General features: G+C 31.2%; 26 protein-coding genes. 6 read left to right on the top strand and 20 right to left on the bottom strand.

Annotation, left to right across the window (positions count from 1 at the left end; genetic code table 11):
* Window positions 1-288: 288 nt before the first annotated feature.
* Entirely contained in the window at window positions 289-672 is a 384-nt protein-coding gene (locus tag DY249_RS00475) for an MORN repeat-containing protein (RefSeq protein ID WP_115594800.1), read from the top strand.
* Complete coding sequence (locus DY249_RS00470; protein ID WP_115594799.1) at window positions 662-2,470, top strand: acyltransferase family protein; 1,809 nt, start codon at window positions 662-664, stop codon at window positions 2,468-2,470. The genes DY249_RS00475 and DY249_RS00470 overlap by 11 nt, the downstream gene beginning before the upstream one ends.
* Before the next feature lie 177 nt (window positions 2,471-2,647).
* Here DY249_RS00470 and DY249_RS00465 read toward each other — a convergent pair whose 3' ends face one another.
* From DY249_RS00465 to DY249_RS00455, 3 genes are all read right to left on the bottom strand, one after another.
* Entirely contained in the window at window positions 2,648-3,217 is a 570-nt protein-coding gene (locus DY249_RS00465; protein ID WP_115594798.1) for a hypothetical protein, read from the bottom strand.
* Between the two features lie 33 nt (window positions 3,218-3,250).
* Window positions 3,251-3,460 (bottom strand): hypothetical protein, encoded by a 210-nt coding sequence (locus DY249_RS00460; protein WP_115594797.1) that lies wholly within the window; start codon window positions 3,458-3,460, stop codon window positions 3,251-3,253.
* Window positions 3,461-3,568: 108 nt separating this feature from the next.
* Window positions 3,569-4,027 carry a GyrI-like domain-containing protein gene (locus DY249_RS00455; protein WP_115594796.1) on the bottom strand — a complete coding sequence of 153 codons (459 nt, stop codon included), beginning with the start codon at window positions 4,025-4,027 and terminating at the stop codon, window positions 3,569-3,571.
* A 164-nt stretch (window positions 4,028-4,191) separates the two neighbouring features.
* On the opposite strand from DY249_RS00455, the gene DY249_RS00450 reads away from it, so the two are divergent.
* Window positions 4,192-5,379: a peptidoglycan-binding protein gene (locus DY249_RS00450; RefSeq protein WP_115594795.1), complete on the top strand. Its 1,188-nt coding sequence runs from the start codon at window positions 4,192-4,194 to the stop codon at window positions 5,377-5,379.
* Window positions 5,380-5,420: 41 nt separating this feature from the next.
* On the opposite strand, the gene DY249_RS00445 is transcribed toward DY249_RS00450, so the two are convergent.
* The 6 genes from DY249_RS00445 to DY249_RS00420 form a co-directional block, all read right to left on the bottom strand.
* Window positions 5,421-5,750, bottom strand: coding sequence for a hypothetical protein (locus DY249_RS00445; protein WP_115594794.1), 330 nt, complete (start codon window positions 5,748-5,750; stop codon window positions 5,421-5,423).
* Window positions 5,751-5,815: 65 nt separating this feature from the next.
* Complete coding sequence (locus tag DY249_RS00440) at window positions 5,816-6,238, bottom strand: SH3 domain-containing protein (RefSeq protein WP_172540037.1); 423 nt, start codon at window positions 6,236-6,238, stop codon at window positions 5,816-5,818.
* Window positions 6,231-6,896: an AAA family ATPase gene (locus DY249_RS00435; protein WP_115594792.1), complete on the bottom strand. Its 666-nt coding sequence runs from the start codon at window positions 6,894-6,896 to the stop codon at window positions 6,231-6,233. The genes DY249_RS00440 and DY249_RS00435 overlap by 8 nt, the downstream gene beginning before the upstream one ends.
* The gene (locus tag DY249_RS00430) at window positions 6,889-7,716 is read right to left on the bottom strand and encodes a YveK family protein (protein ID WP_101540329.1); all 828 of its coding nucleotides are present in this window, start codon (window positions 7,714-7,716) and stop codon (window positions 6,889-6,891) included. The genes DY249_RS00435 and DY249_RS00430 overlap by 8 nt, the downstream gene beginning before the upstream one ends.
* Window positions 7,706-8,557: a glycosyltransferase family 2 protein gene (locus DY249_RS00425; protein ID WP_245943472.1), complete on the bottom strand. Its 852-nt coding sequence runs from the start codon at window positions 8,555-8,557 to the stop codon at window positions 7,706-7,708. The genes DY249_RS00430 and DY249_RS00425 overlap by 11 nt, the downstream gene beginning before the upstream one ends.
* Window positions 8,499-9,647, bottom strand: coding sequence for a glycosyltransferase (locus tag DY249_RS00420; protein WP_115594790.1), 1,149 nt, complete (start codon window positions 9,645-9,647; stop codon window positions 8,499-8,501). The genes DY249_RS00425 and DY249_RS00420 overlap by 59 nt, the downstream gene beginning before the upstream one ends.
* Window positions 9,648-9,743: 96 nt before the next feature.
* Here DY249_RS00420 and DY249_RS00415 point away from each other — a divergent pair, with 96 nt between their 5' ends.
* Complete coding sequence (locus DY249_RS00415; protein WP_115594789.1) at window positions 9,744-10,922, top strand: sodium/glutamate symporter; 1,179 nt, start codon at window positions 9,744-9,746, stop codon at window positions 10,920-10,922.
* Between the two features lie 84 nt (window positions 10,923-11,006).
* The gene (locus DY249_RS00410) at window positions 11,007-12,491 is read left to right on the top strand and encodes a hypothetical protein (protein ID WP_115594788.1); all 1,485 of its coding nucleotides are present in this window, start codon (window positions 11,007-11,009) and stop codon (window positions 12,489-12,491) included.
* 140 nt (window positions 12,492-12,631) lie between these two features.
* Here DY249_RS00410 and DY249_RS00405 read toward each other — a convergent pair whose 3' ends face one another.
* From DY249_RS00405 to DY249_RS00360, 10 genes are all read right to left on the bottom strand, one after another.
* Window positions 12,632-13,513 carry an undecaprenyl-diphosphate phosphatase gene (locus tag DY249_RS00405; RefSeq protein WP_372650568.1) on the bottom strand — a complete coding sequence of 294 codons (882 nt, stop codon included), beginning with the start codon at window positions 13,511-13,513 and terminating at the stop codon, window positions 12,632-12,634.
* On the bottom strand, window positions 13,506-14,318 hold the full coding sequence (locus DY249_RS00400; RefSeq protein WP_115594787.1) for a tRNA 2-thiocytidine biosynthesis TtcA family protein: 813 nt from the start codon (window positions 14,316-14,318) through the stop codon (window positions 13,506-13,508). The genes DY249_RS00405 and DY249_RS00400 overlap by 8 nt, the downstream gene beginning before the upstream one ends.
* 11 nt (window positions 14,319-14,329) lie before the next feature.
* Window positions 14,330-15,121, bottom strand: a complete 792-nt coding sequence (locus tag DY249_RS00395) for an MBL fold metallo-hydrolase (protein ID WP_115594786.1) — start codon at window positions 15,119-15,121, stop codon at window positions 14,330-14,332.
* 8 nt (window positions 15,122-15,129) lie between these two features.
* Window positions 15,130-15,942, bottom strand: a complete 813-nt coding sequence (locus DY249_RS00390) for a Cof-type HAD-IIB family hydrolase (RefSeq protein ID WP_101540337.1) — start codon at window positions 15,940-15,942, stop codon at window positions 15,130-15,132.
* Between the two features lie 95 nt (window positions 15,943-16,037).
* Window positions 16,038-17,189: an NAD(P)-dependent malic enzyme gene (locus DY249_RS00385; protein ID WP_115594785.1), complete on the bottom strand. Its 1,152-nt coding sequence runs from the start codon at window positions 17,187-17,189 to the stop codon at window positions 16,038-16,040.
* An 85-nt stretch (window positions 17,190-17,274) separates the two neighbouring features.
* Window positions 17,275-18,156, bottom strand: coding sequence for a proline iminopeptidase (gene pepI, locus DY249_RS00380; RefSeq protein ID WP_115594784.1), 882 nt, complete (start codon window positions 18,154-18,156; stop codon window positions 17,275-17,277).
* Complete coding sequence (locus tag DY249_RS00375) at window positions 18,149-19,234, bottom strand: M24 family metallopeptidase (protein WP_101540340.1); 1,086 nt, start codon at window positions 19,232-19,234, stop codon at window positions 18,149-18,151. The genes pepI and DY249_RS00375 overlap by 8 nt, the downstream gene beginning before the upstream one ends.
* 11 nt (window positions 19,235-19,245) lie before the next feature.
* Entirely contained in the window at window positions 19,246-20,709 is a 1,464-nt protein-coding gene (locus DY249_RS00370; protein ID WP_115594783.1) for a peptide MFS transporter, read from the bottom strand.
* A gap of 593 nt (window positions 20,710-21,302) precedes the next feature.
* Window positions 21,303-22,919, bottom strand: coding sequence for a chaperonin GroEL (gene groL, locus DY249_RS00365; protein ID WP_115594782.1), 1,617 nt, complete (start codon window positions 22,917-22,919; stop codon window positions 21,303-21,305).
* Window positions 22,920-22,948: 29 nt separating this feature from the next.
* Window positions 22,949-23,230 carry a co-chaperone GroES gene (locus tag DY249_RS00360; protein WP_115594781.1) on the bottom strand — a complete coding sequence of 94 codons (282 nt, stop codon included), beginning with the start codon at window positions 23,228-23,230 and terminating at the stop codon, window positions 22,949-22,951.
* Window positions 23,231-23,358: 128 nt separating this feature from the next.
* Between DY249_RS00360 and msrB the strand changes: the two genes are divergently transcribed.
* Entirely contained in the window at window positions 23,359-23,799 is a 441-nt protein-coding gene (gene msrB / locus DY249_RS00355; RefSeq protein WP_245943471.1) for a peptide-methionine (R)-S-oxide reductase MsrB, read from the top strand.
* A gap of 111 nt (window positions 23,800-23,910) precedes the next feature.
* Here the strand turns inward: msrB and DY249_RS00350 are convergent, their stop codons facing one another.
* Window positions 23,911-24,372 (bottom strand): flavodoxin, encoded by a 462-nt coding sequence (locus tag DY249_RS00350; RefSeq protein ID WP_115594779.1) that lies wholly within the window; start codon window positions 24,370-24,372, stop codon window positions 23,911-23,913.
* Window positions 24,373-24,682 lie beyond the last annotated feature (310 nt).

The raw sequence follows: 24,682 nt of genomic DNA, 5'->3' as shown, positions 1-24,682 counted from the left end.
TAGTTTATTTTAATATTTCTACAAAACAAGTGTTTAATAACTGTAGTATTAGTATAACATATTAAGTAATGATAATCAATATCAAATTTTATAATTTTTTTCGTCTTTAAAGGTCTAATTTTCAACCTTTTAAGATAAATCAACTAATAGTAATTAGTATTTTTTCAATGTTTTATATCAAATTTAATTATGGAAGTAAATTTTTCAAGTAAATATTAATGATAAATCTGTCTATTTTTGAATAATATTTTGTTATAATTATTATATATAGTTATATAGGAGATTAAAATGGATAATAAAAAGTTTACTTCTTATATGGGCATAGGTCTTGCTATTTTAATGGTCATATCTTTAATTTATTTTATTTCAAATAGCAAAGGTAAAGATGTAGTAGATTATAAAATAGATGAAAATACCTATTACACAGGAACTATTTCTAAAAATAAATTAGAAGGCCGAGGCATCTTAAAAAGTCCATATGGAATTTATAAGGGAAATTTTAAAAAATCCCGTTTTGACGGACCTGGTAATTTTTCTAACGAAGATTTTACCTATAGTGCAAAATTTAATAATGAGTCTGGTAATAGTCAGATAAAAATAAAATTAAAAAACGGAAAAATTTATAAAAAAACTAGTAATGGTTTTGTCGAGGTAGAAGAAAATGAAAATTAAAGGTTTGGATTTTTTAAGAGTTTATGCAATTATTTTAGTTATATGCTACCATTACTTCCCATCTTCTATGTCTGGTGGATTTTTAGGTGTAAATATTTTATTTGTCATTTCAGGCTTTTTAATAAGCTATCATCTTATAAATGAATTATTTGAAAATGGCAAAATTGATTACAAAAAGTTTTATCGCAAAAGATTTTTAAGAATCTTTCCTGCTTTGCTGTTAATGATATTTCTATCAACGTTATTTATTGCAAGTATAGATAATGATTACAGTGTAAGATTTTTTGACCAATTTTTAGCAGCCTTTACTTTTAACTATAATATTTTTGAAATACTACGTGGTGGTTCTTATGAAGGGCAATTTATAAGAGGGATTTTTATGCATACCTGGTCACTTGCCATAGAAATCCATTTTTATATAATATGGCCTTGGATTATAGGGTATATGTACAAAAAATCTAGTAAAAAAAGAGCTATAAAGCGTAGATTTTCCGATTTATTTTTACAAAGTACTTTTTACCTAGCTATATTTAGCTTTGTTCTAATGGTCATTTTAACTATTATAAAAAAAGTAGATACAGGTTTTGTTTATTTCTTCGACCTAACTCGCATGGGATCATTTATGGTCGGTAGTTTTTTAGCAAGCTTTGTAAAAAGATTTTCTTTTAGAAAAATACCCTATAACAAGGCAACTATTATAGGAATAATTCTTATATTTATTATGGCTTTAGCCATGTCCTATGATAGCAAAATCACTTATTTTATAGGATTTTTACTAACAGACCTTATAAGCGGATTTTTAATCTTAGTTGCATATGCTAATCCAAATTTAAATGAAGATAAAATCATCAGTAGACTTGCTGATTATTCTTATAGTTTTTATATCTTCCATTGGCCAGTTTGGACTATAGCAAAAAATGTTGATCCTACTAGCAAGGGTTTAATCATAGCAATAATCATAACTTGCCTTTTAGTTTTATTTAATCACCATATATTCGAGCCTATATTTAAAGAAAAAGATCTAATAGCTCTTAGCAGTAAAAGAACAGCACAAAAAATAAATTATCCAAGGTATGCTTATCTTATCCAAGTTGGTATACTACTTATGCTTATAACTAGCTTTTCATTAAGCTATGCCATATCAAATAATGCAGATGATATGATGAGCTTAGAAAAACAAATACTAAAAGAATCTGTAAATCAAGATATAGAAAAAATTAATTTAGATAAAAAAAATCTAGATAATTTTGTAGACAAAAAAAATAATAAATTTATAAAAGATGCAAAAAAAGATACATCAATTACCTTAATAGGCGATAGTGTTATGCTAGGACCTCGCCAATACTTGGCAGATAATATTTCAAATTTATATATAAATGCTGAGGGCAACAGGCCTCTTGATGATGGAGCAAATATTATTAGTGAAATGAATAGCACTGGTAATCTTGGAGATATAGTTATTCTAGCTCTGGGTACAAATGCAGAAAAAGATCCTACGAAAAGCTTGAACAAACTTGTAAAAGACTTTCCAGATGGTAAAAAACTTATACTTGTAACTTGCTATGACAATAGATACCCTCAACCTCATCCAGTAAGTACTGCAATGAAAAAAATCAGCAAAAAATATGATTTTATAACTATTATGAACTGGGAAGATTATGCAATAAAACATCCTGATTTTTATAAAGCTACAGATGGAGTCCATTTTTATGGTCACACAAAAGCCTATAAAGCTTATCTAAAATTACTAGATGAATCAATTGATAAGTCACTTTTAACAAAAGCAAAAGGAGAATAAAAACCTAGGTCCATGGACTTGATAAAAATAGTAAAAATGAAATGAATTTGATAAAAATATATGTTTGTAACCATCTATAAAACTTAGTAGCAATTATTTTTAAGGATTTTAAAAATAAGATAATAATAAAAAACCCTAAGGGATTTTCCTTTAGGGTTAATTTTTTAATTTATTAATTTATTTTGTTTTTTTAGCAACATCTTCAGCTGCATCATGTACTTTTTCTTTAGCATCATCTTTGATATCTTTGCCTTTATCTGCTACATCATCAGCTATATCTTCTCCTTTTTTCTTTGCATCGTGAGCAAATCTCTCACCTTTTTTCTTTGCTTCTTTGCTTTTATCTTTTATATCGTCAGCCATATCTTCTCCCTTTTCTTTAGCATCTTCTGCGATATCTTTGCCAGCTTCTAGTATATCTTCACCTGTTCTTCTTGCATCTCTAGCTATTTTTCTAGAATTATATTTAGTATCATCAGCAAATTCAGATGATTTACTACGATTTTTAGAAATTAGATAAGCACCTGTACCAATTACAGCTGCTACAAGGATAGCATTTCTTCTTTGTTCTTTTTCTATTTCATCTCTTTCCCAAAAATCTAACTCAAAGTCTGGTAAGTGATCAGTCGGGCTAAAATTTTTAACTTTGTAAGCTGTACTTGCAAGACTTACAACATCTCCTGCATCTAAAAGACCAAGTTTGTGATTAAGTTTAGCTAAATTTGTAATTGTTTTAAATTTTCCCATAATAATCTCCTTTATTTTTCATATATACCCACTTTATCTATAAATTTGACATTCTTCGCAATCCTCATCATCATCTTCTGGTATATAAGTAAATGATGAGTTGATTCTTTTGGCTTTTGGTATCTCACGAGATTGTGCCAAAGACTCTCCATAAAATATTTCCTGGTCTGAGTTTTTATCAGGAAACATCATACAAGAGCTAAGACTAAGACACATAAGAACTATTAATAAAAATTTTTTCATATCATCCCCAGTTCATATTTTAAAATATGTATTAGCTGATTTTTTCAATATAATTATTATTCTACTTAATAAGTAGATACCCTATCTTGCCCTTAATTTGTCATATATTTATGCGTGAGGGTTCTCTCTTAGACATATAAATAATTTTGTATTCCCTATAGAATTATTTTCTTCATCATATTGGTAAAATTCAATATCCGGTCCTAAACCGTGAAAATATTTTTTATTTGGAAAATAATCTTCATAAGTGTAACGGTAGGCTTCCTTTATGCCACCATCTGTATCAACTGGCACTTCTAGATAAGTTGACTCTGGAATTTCATTAATTATGAAATTATTATTTTCAATCAAATCTGGATCACATATTTCAAATCCAATAAAATAGTTATAATTCTGATCTATAGCATTATATTCCATAAGTCCAAAGGCAGATCCAAAGCTTTTTATAAGCTCTTCATATTCTTTTAAAAATTCTTTTTTAATATCTTCTGCATCTTCTCTACTTTTTATAGTAAAACTTTGACCTGCTATTTTAAAAGCTAATTTTTTATCAACATTAACTTGCATACTCTCTCCTTGTAACTTATACTTATATATTTATGATTATACCCAAGTCTTTAAAAGCTGACCTTATATAAGCATGATTTGCTAATATATTATATATATTATAATTATATTTACATAGTTATTCAAATAACAATGACTTTTATAAAAATAATGGAGGAAACATAATGAGCAAAAAATTTAATATTGCAACCCTTATGCTTGCTACATCTCTAGCATTTGTAGCTTGTTCAAATAAAAATTCAGAAGATACTGATACAAAGGAAAATACAGCAGTAGAAGAAAAAGCAGATGAAACAAAAGATACTGCTGAAAAGTCTAAAGAAGATAAAAAAACAGAAGTTGAAGAAACTACTGATGACGATAAAGATAAATTAGAAGAAAATAATATGGATGAAGAATCCGAAGAAAAAGATAAAGAAGAAATAGACGATTCTGATGAAAGCTCTATGGAGGGCAATGTAGTATTACACAGAGCTTATCCAGATGAAGCTTCAAGATCATTTACAAATGTAGTAGTAGCTACAAGCGGAGATAAAATTGTAAATGCATTTATAGATGAGTACCAATATTTTGACGAAGATGAAAACTATCAAGGAGTTCCAAACTCAGATAAAGAATTTGGTCAAGGAGCAAAAGAAGGTAAAGTTTTAGCATCAAAAATAGAAAATAAACAACCATACTCCGAAAGCATGAAACAAGCCGGCGGAAAAGCTTCTTTAATGGATAATTACAATGCAGTAACTGACTTTGTAAAAGGCAAAACAATCACTGAATTAGAAGAATTCTTAGACGAAAATGATGATGAAAAGATCATTGACTCTCTAAGTGGCGCTACATTTAAATCAACACCTAGCCTATTAAGATATGTTGTAGATGCATCCAAAGATGATAGCTATGTAATAGAAGGAAATGCAGATAATCCAGAAGATATAGAATTAAGATATGCACTAGGTGCTCCACACGGAGACAAATCATTTGCCAATGCAGTTATAGCTGTTGAAGGCGATAAAATAATTGCTGCAAGCATTGATGAATATCAATACATCGAAGAAGGAATAACAAAACAAGGTGAAGACAGTGACTTTGCAAAAGACTATGCTGATAGCAAAACAGTTTTAGCAAGTAAACTAGAAAATAACGACCTATATTCTGACCTAATGAAAGAAAAAGCAAAATCTACAACATCTATCAAAGACAACTTTGAAGCTATAGAAAACTTTGTAGCAGGTAAAACAATTTCAAATGCCAAAGAAGGTGAAGCTATAGAAACTGTTTCCGGAGCAACACTTGTAGATACAGCTGGCTACCTACAATTAATAGTAGATGCAGCTGAAAATGCAATAAATAAATAAAATACAAAATAAAAATGCTAGGAATCTTCCTAGCATTTTTTCTATTCAATTAAAGTAAATCTTAAAAGCAAGATAAGCATTACTACCATCAATACAATACCGAGTATTGTAAAGGCATCTATTCTTTTTTTAAGGGCCAATATTACCAGAGAAATGGAGAGTAAAAACATAAATAAATATATTTGCAAAAACATATATCCCTTACTATTTATAATAAAATAAATTAAGGTTGCTAAACCTAAAATATTAAAAATAATAGCACAATTTCTGCTAATTTTTTTTCGGTCTAGGATATAATCAAGCAAGCTTATAACCCCAATTGTTAAAAGTGCTGGCCATAGCATATTTCCAAATATTAATGAAGCTTCCATATTCTCCCCCTATTTTTATTTATTATAACATAAAAAAAATACTCCAGGAAAATTTCCCGGAGCTTTTATTTTGCGATTAATAAATCGCTTCTGATATATCCTGTTTGACCGTCAATACTTATTCTTGTCCAATTGTCAGATTCTCCTAATTTTAAAATATCATCACCGGCTTCTACAGTAGTCATCACATTTGAAGTTTCACTTGGTGCCACCCTAACATTTACAGTATTTTCTACTGTGTAATTTACTCCATCATCTGCTGCAGTATCACTTTCTTCTTGTGCTTGGTCTTGATTTTGATCTTGTGTTTGAGAGTTTTGACCATCAGCAGAATTATCTTCTTGATTTGCTGGCTCTTCCATATCTTGGTCAGTTACCTCTTGAGCTTCTCCTTCTGGATGTCTTTTTGATACATAGTTATCATCGCTACATCCTGTTAAGGCAAGAGTTAATGCCAAGGCTGCTACTACTTTTATTTTATTATTCATCGTCTCCTCCAAATAGCTCATCTAATTCATCTTCCGCATACAAATAATCTGTAATTATTATTCCTAGAATATTTGCATTTGCTTTTTCCAGTTGTTTTAAGCTATCACGAGTTACAGGATTATTGCTTAGATCATATGTTGAAAATACAACTGCTGCATCAGCATTTCCTGCAAACATATTTGCTTCTGGAATATCTATATTTGGTGAAATATCTATAAATACATAGTCAAATCTATCACGAATATCATTATAAAAATCTTTAATGATATTTGGTTCTAAAAATTTGTCAGCATAATCGGCAACTTCACCTGTAAATATATATGATAGGTCATCATAGCTATCATCATCAATAATAACATCATCTATAGAATAATCACCTAAGATAATATCGATAAATCCACGATCCTTACTTTTTTCGGTAATACCTGGTAAATGAGATTGTCTAAGATCTGCATCAATTATTAAAACCCTATCTCCATCTTCTGCTAAGTGCTTAGCTAAGTTTAAGATGTGCATTGTTTTATTTGTATCATCACTTGAAGCAGTAAAAGTAACCGTAACTAAATTTGTACCAAGTTTTTCTGTAAGTCTATCCTCTAAATTATAAAAAGATTGGAGGGCAATCTCCCTTTTTTCATTTGTTTTCTTTCTAAACATCTAAGTCTCCTTTATCATAAGAAGGAATTCTTCCTAAAACTTCGTATTTACTTGAAGAAGTTTCTTGTAAGTCAACTTGCCTATTTACTTCTTTGCTATCAACTACTTTTGTAGATCCACTTTCAAAAGCCATGCTATCTCTATCTACCTTGCTAGTTTTTCTTGTAGCTGATTTGCTAGCTGACTTTTCTTTCTTTTTAGCTGGTTTTTCTTTTACTTCTCTAACTTCTCTTACTTCTTTAGCTTCTTTGTTATTAGCATAATTTTTAGCAAGTTTGTTATTATAAGAGTTTATACTAATCATTTTAATAATGGTCCACAATACAAATCCAATACCACCAGTTATCAAAGCATATCTTAAAGTATTGTCAATTGCACTAGCTGAACCATAAGAATATTCCATAACTTTGGCACCAGAATTGTATATATTATTTATAACTCTTACTGTATAATCAGCGTATTGGTCAGCTATGTCTTCTGCACGAAGCTTATTTGTATCTGTAACCACAATATCAATTATAGAAGTATTTTCAATTGGTCTAATCTCAAGTTTTGAGTCTAGTTTGCCAACATTCCAATCAATACCTAAAGTTTCTAGAGTTTTTTGTTTGATTTTTGGACTATTAATTGTTGCAGCATATGTTGCAGCTGTGCCACTCGCCTCATCTAAGTTTTCTATATTTGTTGTTACTACTTTTGATTGAGCTTGGTATTCTTTATAACCTCCAAAATTTAGACCAAAGTAAGTAATCATACCAATAATTATTCCAGCAATAATTGCAGAAGGTATCGCTGAAAATAATGATTTTTTATTTTCCATTTTCTCCTCCAAAGTCTTTTGCCCCATCTAGCATAAGCTTGCGGGCAGTTTTAATGTTTATGTCTTTTGTCATTTCCTTGTGGCGTCTTAAAAATTGCTCTATATATAGTTTGTAGGTTTTTGGAAAAAGTGCTTTTGATAGTTTTCCCTTATCATAGAAAAACTTTCGATCAAAACCCTTAAACCATGTTGAATCGTCGTTATAAATCCTTGCTATAAGATTTTCACTAGTTCTAACTTTCATACCATCTCTTAAACAATCACTAATAAAAATACTATCCTCGCCAGATCCATTATTAGTTCCTGCTCCAAAATATGTAGAAATCCAAATATTTTTTCTTCTTTGACTTTCTCTTTTAAAAGCAAAGTGAACCGAACCATATCTTAGCGAATTATATATAGAAAGATTTTTTTCTTCTTTTACCTTAATTATTTCTTTGCCATCTTGATATATTATAGTTTTAAATACGAAAAAATCCACATCCGGATGTTTTGTAAAGTCAGATAAGATTATCTTATCATAGTCATCTTCAAAAACTTCATCATCATCACAAAAAACTACAATATCAGCATTTGAGTTTAGTAAGGCAAGATTTCTGCTTACTCCTAAACCCCTAGTATCTGTCGAAATCATTCTAATTTTATTGCCATCTACTGATATTTCTTCATAAGCATTGTGGTCAGTTTGGTTTATGATAAGAGCATCTGTTTTTAAATTAAAACGCTTATAACAGTCTATGGATTTTTCATTCATAGTTGAAATTAATACTTCAATATTCATCTTATATCCTAGTTGTTTCTGCCTTTTCCCAAGTTGGCTTGCTCTTTCCTGTAGCTTCATTAATAGCTCCTTTTATTTGAGCTAGCATCATCATAGTGTAGTATCTCGGGAAATAAAATATCTTTGTTTTTGATTCGCTAAATTTACCTATAGCGGCCAATGTGAAAAATATTACTTGTCCTATGAAAACAATCCTATAAAATAATCCATGATTTATTAAAGCTAAGTTTGAAATAAACAACATTATATGGTTAAAAGCTTGTAAAAATCTCAATGTTTTATGGTTAAAGTGAAAAAAACTAAACCAGCCGTAATTAAATATATTTAAGCGACGCAAATTTGTAAAAAGATTAGTAAGGATTCGTCTTTGCATCCTAACCTTTCTTTTAAATTCGTCTTTTGTAGTTGCACCTGCCTTTTCAACTGCAATAGCATCGGGATTATAAAGGGCTCTTTTGTGATTGAGTCCAGCTGCAAGAGGCATCTCATAATCATGACTGCTTACCAAATCATAATGCCTATAATCTTTTTTTCTTACTGCATAAATAGCTCCATTGCCAGCAGCTATGGTCGATATTTCCGATTCGATTTTTCTCATCAAAAGTTCTATATCCCAGTAAGAATTTTCAGCTACAACTGATGCTATATCATCATCTTTGCTATAAATTAATGATCCACATACATATTCTATATTCTCATCTGTAAAATAGCTAACAAGCTCGTCAATAGCATCATTTTTGAACATAGAATTTGCATCTGAAAATACAATTATTTCTCCATTTGCAACATCTACTGCCTCATCTTGGGCATTTGTTTTTCCCAAATGATTTTTAACTGTATTTAGCCTAATATTTTTATCTGGATGATTTTTAATAAATTCATTTACCAGTGGCACAGTCATATCATTTGATGCATCATTAGCAACTATGACCTCATAGTTTGGATATTTAGTTTCTATTATGTTTTCTAGCTTTTTTTCAATTACCTTTTCTTCGTTATATGCAGATATGATTACTGATACAAATGGTTTATAAGATAAATCCTTGTCATTTTTTCTTCTTAAAATTTTTTCTAAAATTAAAAGAGTGAATGGATAACCAATCATTGCATAAAAAATTGCAAAAGCTGCTATAAAAAATATTATTTTCATTTTTCCCTCTATTCTGTGACAATTATATAAAAAAACTAGGATTATAGCAATATTTCTTATATAATATAAGAACAATATATTTAAAACGAGGTAAATATGGAGATACAATTAGATATTTTACAATCTCTAGGTGTGGCAATTATCGCTTATATGCTTGGAGTATTTATTAAAAAAAAGGTAATGTTTTTTCAAAAGTTTTTTATACCCTCACCTGTAATAGGTGGCTTAATTATTAGCATAATAAATCTTATCTTAAAACAAAACGGACTTGGATTCTTTAAATTTGATGATATAATCCAAGATTTTTTTATGAACATATTTTTCACCTGCATAGGTCTAGCTTGTAGTTTTAAAGTGCTTAAAAAAAGTGGATGGCTTGGTATAAAACTTGCTATTGCTATTATTTTACTACTACCCTTACAAAATATACTAGCAGTTGGTCTGGCAAAAGCTATGGGCATAAATCCTCTACATGGAGTTGCTATGGGCTCTACATCAATGACAGGTGGAATAGGTTCTGCGGTAAGTTTCGGAAAGATTATGGAAGGATATGGAGCGACTAATAACACATCTATAGGTGTTGCCGCTGCAACTTTTGGTATGCTAATAGGATCTCTTGTTGGAGGTCCAGTTGCAAAGAGACTAATAAGAGTTCACAACTTAAAATCAACCGGTGCTCAAATTGCAAATATCAAGGAGAAAAATATAAATCAAATTAATCAAAAAAACTTGATGGATGCTATTGTAGTTATTGCCCTGGCTTCATTTTTGGGAACTTTTATAAATAAGCTTCTAGCTTTTACAAATCTAAACTTCCCTTACTACGTAGGTTGCCAATTTGGGGGACTTATTACAAGAAATATTTATGACCTACTTAAAAAAGATTCTCATATAGATAATATAGAAGTTTTAGGCAATATTTCCCTTAATTTATTTTTATCATTAGCTCTTATAAATCTAAATATAAGTGCTATGCTAGGTCTTGCCCTACCAATGTTTGTAATAATGATTGCTCAAGCAATATTTATAGCCATATATACAAGTCTTGTTACATTTAATTTAACCAGTCGCGATTACGATGCAGCAGTAATGGTTGCTGGCCACTGTGGAGTGGGACTTGGACAAACACCAAATGCCATTGCTAATATGGAAGCAATTATAGAAAAAGAGGGTCCTGCAGATGTTGCAATGTTTGTATTACCAATAGTTTTGGCTATAGCAGTTAATTTATTTAACCCTCTTGTTATTACATTTTTTATAAATTTCTTAAAATAAATTATTAGTATTTAGCAAATTAAACAATTGAATAAATAGTTTTAGAATATATAAATTAAGAAAGACTTTTGCATAGGAGAAATTATGAGCGAAAAGCTATTATTTAGAAGACAATTCTTAATGACTAATAGACATAATAAGTTAAAATCTTGGAAAGAAACTAATTTATTTGATGATTACAAGCTGTATACTCATCCTGACTTAAATATTGTTGATATAAGTTTAGATGCTGGCGAAAAAAGAGCTGTACTCCTTGGCTTTTTAATAGATCCTAATCATATTTCATATACTGACTATGACATTTTAAAGGATATGCTAGAAAAATCCAATAGTTTTGAAGATTTTCAAAAAAATTCTCTATCTTTATCAGGTAGGTGGATATTGATTTTCTTAACAGATGATGAAAAAAAGATCTTCAACGATCCGGCAACATCTAGACATATTTACTATTCTACTGGAGATGAGTTGATGCTTGCTTCTAACTCAAATACAATCAATTATTATATAAATCATCCAAAAAACTCAGATCCAGAATACCAGGAATATATTTCTTCTAAATTTTATAATATAAATGAAGGAGAATGGTACTCAGATGTGACGGGATATGAAAATATCTATAAACTTTTGCCAAACCATTACTATGATTTAGAAAACAAAAAAAGTCAAAAATTTTGGATAGATATTGATTACATAAACTACAATCAAGCCATAGATAGATCTATAGAAATCCTAGTAAATTCATTTAAAGCTGTAGATAAAAGAGATTATTATAAAATATTAGCTTTAACTTCTGGATTTGATTCTAGAGTTATATATGCAGCTAGTTCTTACGCAAATATAGATTGCAAGTATTTCTTATCAACTATGAATATCCTAAAATCAGATAACCCAGATCTGGTAATAGCAGAAAAGATATTAAATGATGATAACAAAGAGCTTATAATTTTAGATGATCTTGAAGAATTGACTGATGATTTTTTATACTATTACAAAGAAAATATAGAAAAAACTCAAATTTTACCAAAAAGTCTCACAGCTCAGCACCTATTACTCAGTCCAAACATTCCTAATAATACTCTCTACATAACTGGTAATAATTCAGCAGTATTCAAAGATTATTACAGAAAAAGAGAAGCTTCAAGTGGTAAGGAAATATCCAAACTTAGCGGCATTCCAAAAAAATATACAATTTTTGACAATAGTTTTGATAAGTGGATTCGAGAAAACAAATACCTTATAAAAAAATCCCATATTAATATGATGGATCTTTTTTATTGGGAACATAGATTGGCAAATTTTGGTGTTAAATACGTAGCTAACCAAGATATAGCAGTAGATGAATTTGCTGCCTTTAATAATAGGGAATTATTCTTATTACTTATGAAAGCGAAATACGAAAATAAGATTGACCACAACGAAATATTTAAAGATATAATAAATCAGCTAGATCCAAAACTAATGAACTACCCAATAAATCCAAGTACAGGAAAAAATAAAATAGCTAATTTTGTTAAAAAGAATGTTTCTAAAAGAACCTGGGAAAATATAAAATTAGTCTTAAAAAAATAAAAAATCAATATAAAAATACTTAAATTAAGCATAATTAAAGGACCTACTCATATTTTTATAGGTCCTTTAATCGCTTATCTACAAGTATTACTTATATAAAAGTACTTATTATTTTAGAAAGTTATGATACTTTCTTTTTTTTATTTTATAATCCCAAAGTATAAAAATACTATGATAGAAAGTATTATTCTATATATTCCAAAAGGAATAAAGTCGTTTTTGCTGATATACTCCATAAATTTCTTTATTACTACATAAGCTACTACAAAACTTAAAACCATACCTAGTAAAATTAGTAGCCATTGGCTTCCTGTAAAACCTTGGACATTTTTAACCACCTTTAGTAAGGTTGCTCCAAGCATAGTAGGAATTGCTAAAAAGAATGAAAATTCTGCTGCAGCTTCCCTAGATAAACCTAATATCATCGCTCCCATAATTGTGGCAGCTGATCTTGATGTGCCTGGTATCATTGCCAAAGCTTGGAAAAATCCTATTGCTAGTACAGTTTTATAGGAGACATTTATAATATTATCATTTATAAATCCATTTCTATTTTTATTTCTTTTTTCAACCAAAATAATTATAATACCCCAAACAAGCAGCATAGTTGCAACAACCATTGGGTTAAAGAAATGTGCATCTATATAATCATCAAATAACAAACCCAAAACACCAGCTGGGATAACACCAACTATTACTCTTTTCCAAAGTTCCATTGTTCTTTGATCTGGATGGGTTAACCTATAATAAAATCTAGATTGGCTATTTAATTTGTCATAATTTTTTGGATAGTATCTATAAGTTTTTTCATGATCCCAAGGATTTAGTTTTTTAAAATATAAAACTACAACTGCCATAATGGCACCTAGTTGGATGATGACATTAAAGGCATTTGAAAACTCAGCTGGCTCTAGCTTTACAAATTCATTTACTAATATAAGGTGACCAGTGGATGAAACAGGCAAAAATTCTGTAACACCCTCTACAATTGAGAGAATTAAAACTTTTATAAAATTAATCATCAAATTCCTCCAAGAAAGAGTGCTTTTCACCATGTAATTTATAGCCTACAAGCATATCACAATTTACATTTTCTCCAGATCTTAAAATAGACATTTCAACTTCAGGATTAGATTCTTTCATTTGTGCTATCATTTGTTTTATCATTTTTCTTGTATAGGCTTCTTGTGATTTTGTAACTGTGCATGCACAATTTAGGGCAAACAGTTCTATATAGTCACGCCATTTTATAATATCTTCTTCTTTCACATAGTAAAATGGGCGAATTAGTTCCATACCTTCAAAATTTTGTGCCTTTAATTTTGGTTTCATTGTATTAAATTTGCCTGCATAAAGGACATTTAGCATGATTGTTTCTATTACATCATTCATATGGTGACCTAGGGCAATTTTATTGCAGCCTAATTCTTCAGCTTTGGAATAAAGGCTACCCCTACGCATTCTTGCACACATATAGCAAGGATATTTTCCTTCAGAAACTTCCTCTGCTATTTTAAATACCTCTGTATCAAATATTTGACCATCTATGCCAAGATAATCCAAGTTTTTTTCTAGTTGTTGACGATTTCGGGGATCGTATCCTGGATCCATCGAAATGTAAGCTACATCAAATTTTACTTTGCTATGCTTATGAAGCTCTTCTATTACTTTTGCAAGTAATAGTGAATCCTTGCCCCCAGATATTGCAACAGCAACCTTGTCCCCATCATTTATTAGTTCAAACTCTTTAATTGCTTTTATGAATGGAGACCAAATTTGTTTTCTATATTTTTTTATAATTGATCTTTCAATATCTACTAATTCCATAATTTAACTTTCTATAATTCTACAATGCCAGATGGTGCGTACCTATCTGCTACTTCTAAAAGTATATCTTTTTTTGTATCTAGTCCAAGACTTGTTAGATAATTATCTACGGTAAGTCTTGATAATTCTGGTGTATTATTTGTTTCTGAAAGGTGACCTAAAAAAACTTTTTCTTCTTTGCCTTCTAGGGCATCTGCCAAAACTTCTGCTGATTGATCGTTTGACAAATGACCCATATTGCTCATCACTCTTAATTTTAGAGGATATGGGTAGGGACCACGTTTTAAGGCTTCCAAGTCGTGGTTGGCTTCCATATAATAAATATCAGATCCTTTTATTTCATAAGCCATATTTTCATCAACTATGCCAGTATCTGTCAAAATAGTAATTTTTTGATTGCCCAGATACAGAATATATCCAACGGGTTCATTGGCATCGTGGTGAGTTTTTATGGGCATAATATCCATAGATCCAAATGACAAAAATTTGTCACTATCAAAAACTCTTATATTTTCATCTTTCACCTTGCCAACATATTTTTCTATGCCCTTCCATGTACCGCCATTGGCAAATATAGGGATATTGTAACGGCGGGATAGAGTTCCAGCCCCTTTTGTGTGGTCGGCATGCTCGTGGGTTAAAAAAATGGCATCTAATTCGTTGGCATCTTTGCCTATTTCTTTTAATAAATTTTCTATTTTTCGTGCTGAAAATCCTGCATCCACCAAGATTTTACTGCCCTTATATTCGATAAATAAGCAGTTTCCTGACGATCCCGATGAAAGAATTGCAAATTTATCCATTAAAACCTCTAATTAAATAATTTTTCTAAAAATTCAGCTACTCCACCCTCATCATTTGAACTTGTTACATAATCTGCAGCTTCTTTGATTTCTTTACTTGCATTTGCCATGGCTATACCAAGACCTGCAATTTTTATAGATTCTATATCATTTGATCCATCACCAAAATAAGCTACATTTTCTAAATCTATATCTAAATACTCACAAAGTTTTTTAAGTCCATTGGATTTGCCAGAAGATTTTTTTAAAACCTCTAGGGCATAGCTCTCATTTCTCATAGTCATATAGTCTTTTTCTAAAGCTTCTTTATTTTCTTCATAAAATCTATCTAGCTTATCTTCATCACCCATAAAATTAATTCTAGCTACTTTTCCTTCTATATCATCATAGTCCTTAAATTTTAGGCGTGGAAGCTTCATTATTTCTTGATCTTTTCTGAAACCATCATTTACAACTTCTGCATTATTGTATAAGACATCTTTTGTAAAAATTCCAATTTGTAAATCATATTCTCCAAGGTATGACGAGATTTTTTCATAGTCTGATTTTTCCAAAGGATTTTCTATAATTGCTTTACCATCTGCATTACGTCTTACAAAAGCTCCTGTATTACAAATCGAATAATCATCAAAGCCTTCTAGACCAAGCTTTTGGCGTATCCACCAAAAACCATTAAAGCATCTACCAGTTGCGATAACAACTTCTATTCCTTTTTCATGTATTTTTTTGATTGCTTCTATATTTTTTTCTACTATTTTCTTATCAGTTGCCAAAAGAGTACCGTCAAGATCAATAGCAACTAACTTTATATCTTTATCCATAATTCCTCTTATATTTCACATACAAAAAAGACTGATTGTAATAATCAGTCCCTTAACTTTCTCTTTTATTTTACTTTTAAAAAGGTATTTTTCAATTAATTTAAAGTCTTTACCGCATCACTTACAGCTTTTGCAATTCCTTCTTCAAAGGCTGATGGTATGATGTATTCTTCGTTTAATTGTTCCTCTTTTACAAATGAAGCTAGAGCCTTAGCTGCTGTCATTTTCATTTGATCAGTGATTTGTGGAGCATGAGATTCTAAAGCTCCTTTAAAAATTCCTGGAAATGCTAGGACATTATTGATTTGATTTGGAAAATCTGAACGACCGGTTGCTACAATTCTTGCTCCAGCTTCTTTAGCTACATTGTAGTCAATTTCTGGCACAGGATTTGCCATAGCAAAAACAATGGCATTATCATTCATATTCTTAATATCTTCGCTAGTTAATACATCTGGTGCAGAAACTCCTACAAATACATCTGCCCCCTTTATTGCTTCAGAAATTGAGCCTTCGAAATCATCTGGATTAAACATTTCTGCAATTTGAGCTTTTACTGGGTTTCCAGAATTTAACATCATTTTATTAATTGCTCCGTGAGAGTCACATACTATAATGTTTTTTACACCCAAATCACTGATTAGTTTTGCACAAGAAAATCCAGCTGCTCCAGCTCCACTCATTACAAGTTTAATGTCTTCTGGCTTTTTATCCACTAATTTTAGGGCATTTATTAAAGCTGCAACCGTTACAATTGCTGTCCCGTGTTGGTCATCATGAAATACTGGTATATCTAGGATTTCTTTTAATTTATCTTCTATGTAAACACATCTTGGTGAAGAAATATCCTCTAAATTTATCCCTCCAAATCCTGGAGCGATATTTTTTACAGTTTCTATAATTTCATCTGGATCTTGAGTATCAAGCACTATCGGCACAGCATTAACTCCACCAAATTCTTTAAATAAAACAGCCTTACCTTCCATAACTGGCATAGCAGCTTTTGGACCGATATTTCCAAGTCCTAATACAGCAGATCCATCAGAAACTACTGCAATTGTATTTGCTTTTGATGTATACTCATAGGCTTTTGTTTCGTCTTTAGCAATTTCTCTGCATGGCTCAGCCACTCCTGGTGTGTAAGCAAAAGTTAAATCCTCTGCATTATTTACCTTTGCTTTTACATCAGTACCAATTTTTCCTTGCCAATCTCTATGCTTTTCTAAAGCTTTTTCATAAACGTCCATAATTATCTCCTTAAATATTAAAGCTTCCTTTTTTACGATTATAACACAAAAAAGCAGGTAAAATATTTATTTACCTGCTTTTTATTTACTTATTGTCTATTTCATCTAACCATTTGCATAAAACTTTAATATAATCATTATGTTCGTCTACAAATGGCATATGACGAGAATTTGGGAATAATTCCCATTTTGAGTTTTTGATATTATCATGCATAGCTTTGGCAATAACTGGTGAACATAAATCCTCAGCACCACTTGTAATTAAAGTTGGTATTTCTATCTCCTTTAATTTATCTGTGACTTCGTATCCTGCAAGGGTACCTGTTGGTGAAAATTCATTTTCTCCCCAGCCAACTACATAGGATTTTGAACCAGATTTTTTCTCACGTGTGAGACATTCTGGAGCATTTTCATCATAGGGACCAGCACAATATCTTTGCATAAATACTTCTAGGGCTTGTTGGTATTCTTTTGAAGAATAATTGCCTGTTTTTTCTGCATCTAGCAAAGGACTTTTGTATTCATCATCCATGTATGCTATTCTTCTAATTTGCTCACTTCTCCATAATTTTGCAGATGATAGAGTAGAAGATAAAATGATAGATTCTACTCCTTCCGGTTTTGTTAAAGCATAAAGTATTACAAGCATACCACCCCAAGATTGACCTAAGATATGAGCTTTATCTAGATCTAAATATTTTCTAAGCGAAATTAATTCTTCCATCCAAATATCAGCATTAAACAAATCTTTATCACCATCTACAAAAGAATTTCCACAGCCTATTTGGTCATACATAATTATTGGTCTATCATTTTCATAGGCAAATTCATCAAAAACTTCAAAATAATTATGGGTTGATCCTGGTCCACCATGGATTAAAATTAAGGGTGTTTTTTTTCCTTCTGGATTTACAATTCTATAATATGTTTTGTAATCCTTAAAAGGCATATATCCTTCATTAATCATCTAAATCTACCACGATTAAATCTTTGGTGTAGTTATTTATTACTTCGTTTCCATCTTCTGTAATGATTACAAGGTCTTCTACTCTTACACCGATGCCTTCATCCATTAGATATATACCTGGTTCTACTGAGAAAATTTGTCCCGGTTTGATAATGGCATCATTTACACTAGAAACATCCCCATATTCATGATCTTCAAGACCAATTGAGTGACCTGTTCTGTGTGTGAAATATTTTCCATAGCCTTTTTCTTCTATATAGTCACGGCATGCTTTATCCACATCACTCATCTTATTTCCTGGCTTTGCAGCTTCTATACCGCGAAGATTAGCTTCTTTTACTATTTCATAAACTTCACGTGCCTTATCAGATACTTCCCCAATAAATACTGTTCTTGTCATATCAGAAGCATAGCCTTTGTAAAAACCACCTATATCTAAAACTACGCTATCGCCTAACTTTCCTTTTGAATCGTCTGTCTCATGGTGAGGATCTGCTCCACCTTTACCATAAGCTGTGATTGGTTCAAATGAAACATCTTCTATACCATGTTTGGCATATATTTCTTTTACCTTATCTGATAGTTGTTTTTCTGTAAGTCCTTTTGTTACCCAAGGAATAACTTCATCCATAACTTCATCATTGATTCTAGAGGATTCTCTCATAAGATCAATTTCTTCATTATCTTTTATCATACGAACTTCATCGATTAAAAGGGATGAATTTACATATTTTTTGTCTGGGAATTTTTCTTGAAGTCTTAGTAAAAATCCTGATGGCCAAGTTTTATCAATGCCTATTTTGTCATAGTCTTTGATTTCTTTTGCCAAATATTCGATAGGATCTTCAATATCGTTATACCAGATTAAATCTACTCCAAGGTCGCCTTCTTGTGGGAAAAGTTCATTTATAACAAGTTTCCTATCTCCATCTGTATTTAGATAAAGAGCAAGCATTCTTTCGCCTGGGTTAATTTTTTTACCAATTAAATAATAAATCGCAATTGGATCTGTAACAATAATTTGCTTTAAGTCTTCTTCTTGCATCTTGTCTAAAACTCTTTTAAATCTATCAGTCATTTTATAACTCCTTAGTTATTTTCATCATCTGATTCAAAGGTGATTGTTTCTTCAGTTTTAATATTTTCCTTATCTACTGTGTTTTCTGTTTTTTCTATATCTTCTGTCTTTTCTGTTTTGTGAAGTTTTTCATATTCTTTTTTATCAGCTGCATTTGGTTCTACAAGTCTTTGTAATTTACCACTAAAGATCCATAGAACAGCTGCAGATATAATTGCAATAGCAGCAATGGTAAACATTACCTTATCAAATGGGAATTGTTGAGTATAGTCATAAATTGCACCATAAGATTTTCCTGAGAAAAATACTGCTAGAACCCAAACACTCATCATTGTTGTAATAAGTTGAGAAGGTGCATATTTAGCTATAAATGAGTTACCAAGTGGTGAAAATACCATCTCACCAAGTGTTAAAAATATACCAAATATTATTATCCAAATTAATGAAGCTTGTCCATTACCACGAACTACTTCAGCAGTACCAAAAACAATATATGATAATCCTAATAAGAATATACCAAGAGCTGTTTTTTGGAACATATTAAAGTCTCCTTTTGGAGAATTAGCTTTTTTAGTCCAATATGAACCTAAGACTGGTCCAAGAATGATACATAAAATAGCATTTAATGAATCAAACCATGAAGTTGGCACTTCAAATGAACCTATAGTCCAGTTTGCTGCTGCAGTTTCTCCTGCCCAGTGGAATAATACTGGTAGAGATGCTAGATACCAAAATATCCAGAATATAATTGAGAATAGTGAAACTAGTATAATAGCAAAAATTCTATTTTTCTCAAGTTTTGTTAGTGGTACTTTTTCCTTATTTTTAACTTCATCTGGATCTGCATTTTCATTAATTTTAAATGGTTTTTTACCTACATTACCAAAGTTTTTATAATTTGCTATATACCATATAGCATCAATGAATACTATGATGGCACATATTAAAAAGCAGAATCTATAACCATGCTTAGCAGCTAAAATACCAATAACTGTTGTACCTATAAACGAACCAATATTTACAAAAGAATATTGGGTAGAATAGGCCTCATCTAGTTTGCTCTTGTCTGTAAAAAGTCTACCAATAATAGCATTATTTTGAGATTTAAATAGACCTGTACCAAGTGAAACCAAGATAACCATAACATTTATACCAGAAGCACTCTCTGCTTTCCAAGCTGCTAAAAATCCTGCACCCATCAAAATCAATCCAATTGGTATAAGATATCTAGCTCCCACTAAATAATCTGATATGTATGCTCCAAATAACGGCAACAAATAAGTGAATGCTACTAAGTTCGCACTCATTCTTGCAGCTTCTCCTGTACTTAATCCAAGACCGCCATCCATAATAGACGCAGCTACAAAAACGGTCATTAACCATTTTGCTGCATAAAAGGCAAAACGTTCAAAGGAAAAAGAAATACAAGCTGCATAAAACCCACGGGGTTTTTGATTAGAAACATTTTTTTCCATAATCTCCTCCTTATAAAGATTTATTTACCTATAAATAAAGCTGTAAAACGTTTATTTAAAAAAGTAAATAAGGTAGAGCGGCAAAGTATGATTTTAAGATACTTTTATAAAAATTTCCACTCTATATACCATTTTCATTATAGCATATTCGAAACAAATATAAAATATTAGTGCTTTATAAAATAGTTAAATTTAGGAAATATTAACTTATATATTATTAGACAAATAAAAAAACACTCTTTTAAAAAGAGCGTTTTTTTGATTTATTATTAAGTTTTTTTGATATATTTAAATTTTTCTGGATCTAATGGTTCATCGAACTTAGTGCAACATTTTTGATGACAAATAAATAGTGTTTGTCATAATTAACATAAGCTTTGCTTATTAAGATAAGTTACAAACCTTATTAAAGCTTTAGGAAGTATTTTCACTTCTTATAAACTTTCCATAGCGAATACTCTCTAGCAGGACAGAATTGTTTCTTGCTTCGCAAGACCACTCCGTGGAGGGTCCTCCGCTAGCCGGACAGGCTTGTCTATTGCTTCGCAAGACCATTCCGTGGAGAGCTTCTCAGATCACCGAGCAGGAGTGCTTTAATACATTCCAGGCATGCCTGCTGGCATTTCTGGTTCTTCTTTTGGTATATCTGCTACTGCTGCTTCTGTTGTAAGGATCATTCCTGATACGCTTACTGCGTTTTGTAAGGCACTTCTTGTTACTTTTGTTGGTTCTACTATGCCTTTTTCGAACATATTTACGTATTCGTCGTTATAAGCATCATAACCTTCATCTTTGCCGGATTCTTTTACATTTTGAACTATTACTGATCCGTCCATTCCAGCATTTTCTACTATTTGTCTTAGTGGTGCTTCTAGGGCTTTTTCTATAATTGCTGCACCTGTTTTTTCATCACCTTCTAGGCTTTCTTTAAGTTGTGAAACTTTTTCAATTGCCCCAATTAGAACTACTCCTCCACCTGCTACAATACCTTCTTCTACTGCTGCTCTTGTAGCTGATAGGGCGTCTTCTATACGATATTTTTTCTCTTGCATTTCTGTTTCTGTTGCTGCACCTACGTTAATTACTGCAACTCCACCTGCAAGTTTTGCCACTCTTTCTTGTAGCTTTTCTATTTCGTATGAGCTTTCTTCTGCTTCGATTTGTTGACGGATTAGATTTACTCTTTCTTCTAGGGTTTTTTTGTCACCTTTTCCTTCTACAATTGTTGTATTGTCTTTATCAACTTTTACTTTTTTAGCAGAACCTAGCATAGAAATTTCTGTATCTTTTAGATCCATGTTTAAATCTTCTGAGATCACTGTGGAACCAGTTAGGATTGCAATATCTTCTAGCATTGCTTTACGTCTATCTCCATATCCTGGAGCTTTTACTGCTACAACATTAAATGTTCCTCTTAATTTATTTAGAATAAGTGTTGTAAGTGCTTCTCCATCTACATCATCTGCAATGATTAATAATGGACGAGATTCTTGAACTATTTGTTCTAGTAATGGTAGTAGGTCTTGGATGTTTGAGATTTTCTTATCTGTTAATAGGATATATGGATCATCAAGTTCTGCAACCATTTTTTCATTATCTGTTGCCATGTATGGTGATAGATATCCCTTATCAAATTGCATACCTTCTACTACGTCTAGATAAGTATCGGTTGTTCTTGATTCTTCAACTGTAATTACTCCATCATTGCCTACTTTTTCCATAGCATCAGCAATAAATTTACCAATTTCTGGATCAGCAGATGATATTGTTCCTACGTTTTCGATAGCTTGTTTATCTACGATGTCACGGCTATTTTCTTTGATATAATCCACTGTAACGTCTGTTGCCTTTTTTAATCCTTTATTTAAAACAATTGGATTTGCACCAGCTGCAAGGTTTTTAAGCCCTTCTTTAATGATAGATTGAGCAAGCACTGTAGCTGTTGTTGTACCATCACCTGCTACATCATTTGTCTTTGTAGCGACTTCTTTTACAAGTTGAGCTCCCATATTTTCAAATCTATCTTCAAGTTCTATTTCTTGGGCAATTGTTACACCATCATTTGTAATTGTTGGTGCACCATAAGATTTATCCAAAACAACATTGCGTCCTTTTGGTCCAAGAGTAACTTTTACAGCATCTGCTAATTTATCAATACCACGTTCTAATCCATCGCGAGCATCTTTTCCATAATTTATTTCTTTTGCCATAATTATATCCTTTCTTTAAATGTCTTAAGTTATTTAACTACTGCTAAAATATCAACGTATTTTACAACTATATAGTCTGTATCTTCTAATTTCACTTCTGTTCCTGCATATTGAGAATAAATCACCTTATCTCCTACAGAAAGAGAACTTTTTTTCTTTTCATCATTTAAAATGTCATCACTGATAGCTACAACTTCTGCATATACTGGTTTTTCTTGTGCAGACTCTGGAAGAACTATTCCTGATTGTGTTGTTTTTTCTGCTTCAGCTTTTTTTATAACTACTCTATCTCCGATAGGTTTTAATTGCATTTTTTACTCCTTAGTCTAATATTTTTAGCACTCGATAGCGCTGATTGCTAATTACATTTATAATGTACTACCTTTAGTTAAAAAATCAAATCTATAAATTGAGGTAAAATATGATAAAGGAGAATAATATGTATAAAAAACCAAGCGATGAACAATTAAGAGAAACATTGAGTGATTTAGAATACCAAGTAACTCAAAATGCAGCTACAGAAAGACCATTTTCTTCAGAATATGATGATTTTTATGAAGAAGGAATATATGTAGACAAAGTATCCGGTGAAGTACTTTTTTCAAGCAAGGATAAATTTAATGCTGGATGTGGTTGGCCAAGTTTTTCAAAACCAGTAGATGGAATAGAAATAAAAGAAAAAGAAGATTTGTCCCATGGCATGGTAAGAACTGAAGTAAGAAGTAAGTGCGCAGATAGCCACTTAGGCCATGTTTTCCCAGATGGTCCACAAGAATTAGGCGGGCTAAGATATTGCATAAACGGTGCTGCCTTAAGATTTATTCCTAAAGAAGATTTGGAAAAAGAAGGATATGGGGAGTATTTAAGGATTTTTGAGTAGAAAAGGCAAAAAAAACTAGGAATAGCAAGTCCTAGTTTTTTTAATATGGTGATTTTCATTTTTTCTCGAAAATAGTATTTATTTGCTTGTTTCAGTTTGATAAACTGGTATTTATAAATTATTATCTAGCCATATTTTTAGTTCATCGAAGCTGTAATCTCCTTTTAACGCTATTCCATCTTTAATAATTGAATTTGTACATTCCTTTTTGTAATCTTCAATCATTCTTCCAAATCCTCCTCCGCCGTGTGTGCAAAAGGGAATGATTTTCTTTCCGCTTAAGTCAACTGTTCTTAAAAAAGACAGCACTGGTGGGGCAAAAGTCTTAAGCCAGTTAGGAGAACCAACAAAAACTACCTCTTCATTTTCAATCGCCTCCGCCCCTCGTATAAGAGGAGGGCAATATCCTCTTTCGATTTCTTCTCTCACTTCTTTTACAGCTGTATTATATGAGAATGAATAAGGCTTTTGTGGTTTCAGTTCTCTTAAATTTCCATCAGTAATCAACGCAATATCTTCTGCTAATCTTCTTGTTGTTCCTGAGTATGAATAATATACAACCAAAGGACTCATTAAAATCACCTCCTTAACTTATAATTTTTTTCTCTAATATATTAGGACATTATAATATTTTAAATGTATTTTCTAAATAAATGTGTAGCTTTTTATTTACTCTTCTTTTATATCCTCTCAGAGATGAAATATCTTTCACATTTTTCACCCACAGAAAAGGTAGTGCGCTCGGCTTTAGCCCTCGCTTAGTTCTGTGGACTCACTTGAAGCAAAGCTTCTGCGTTCATTTCGCAGATGACAGAGTCCAGGAGTTCGGACACAACTTCAATCGGCCACCCATGATTCTGTCCTCTCAGAAAGATTAAAATCT

Source organism: Anaerococcus octavius (assembly GCF_900445265.1).
Taxonomy (GTDB): Bacteria; Bacillota; Clostridia; order Tissierellales; family Peptoniphilaceae; genus Anaerococcus; species Anaerococcus octavius.
The sequence above is the reverse complement of the archived record's forward strand: the minus strand, read 5'-3'. Positions and strand labels throughout refer to the sequence as shown.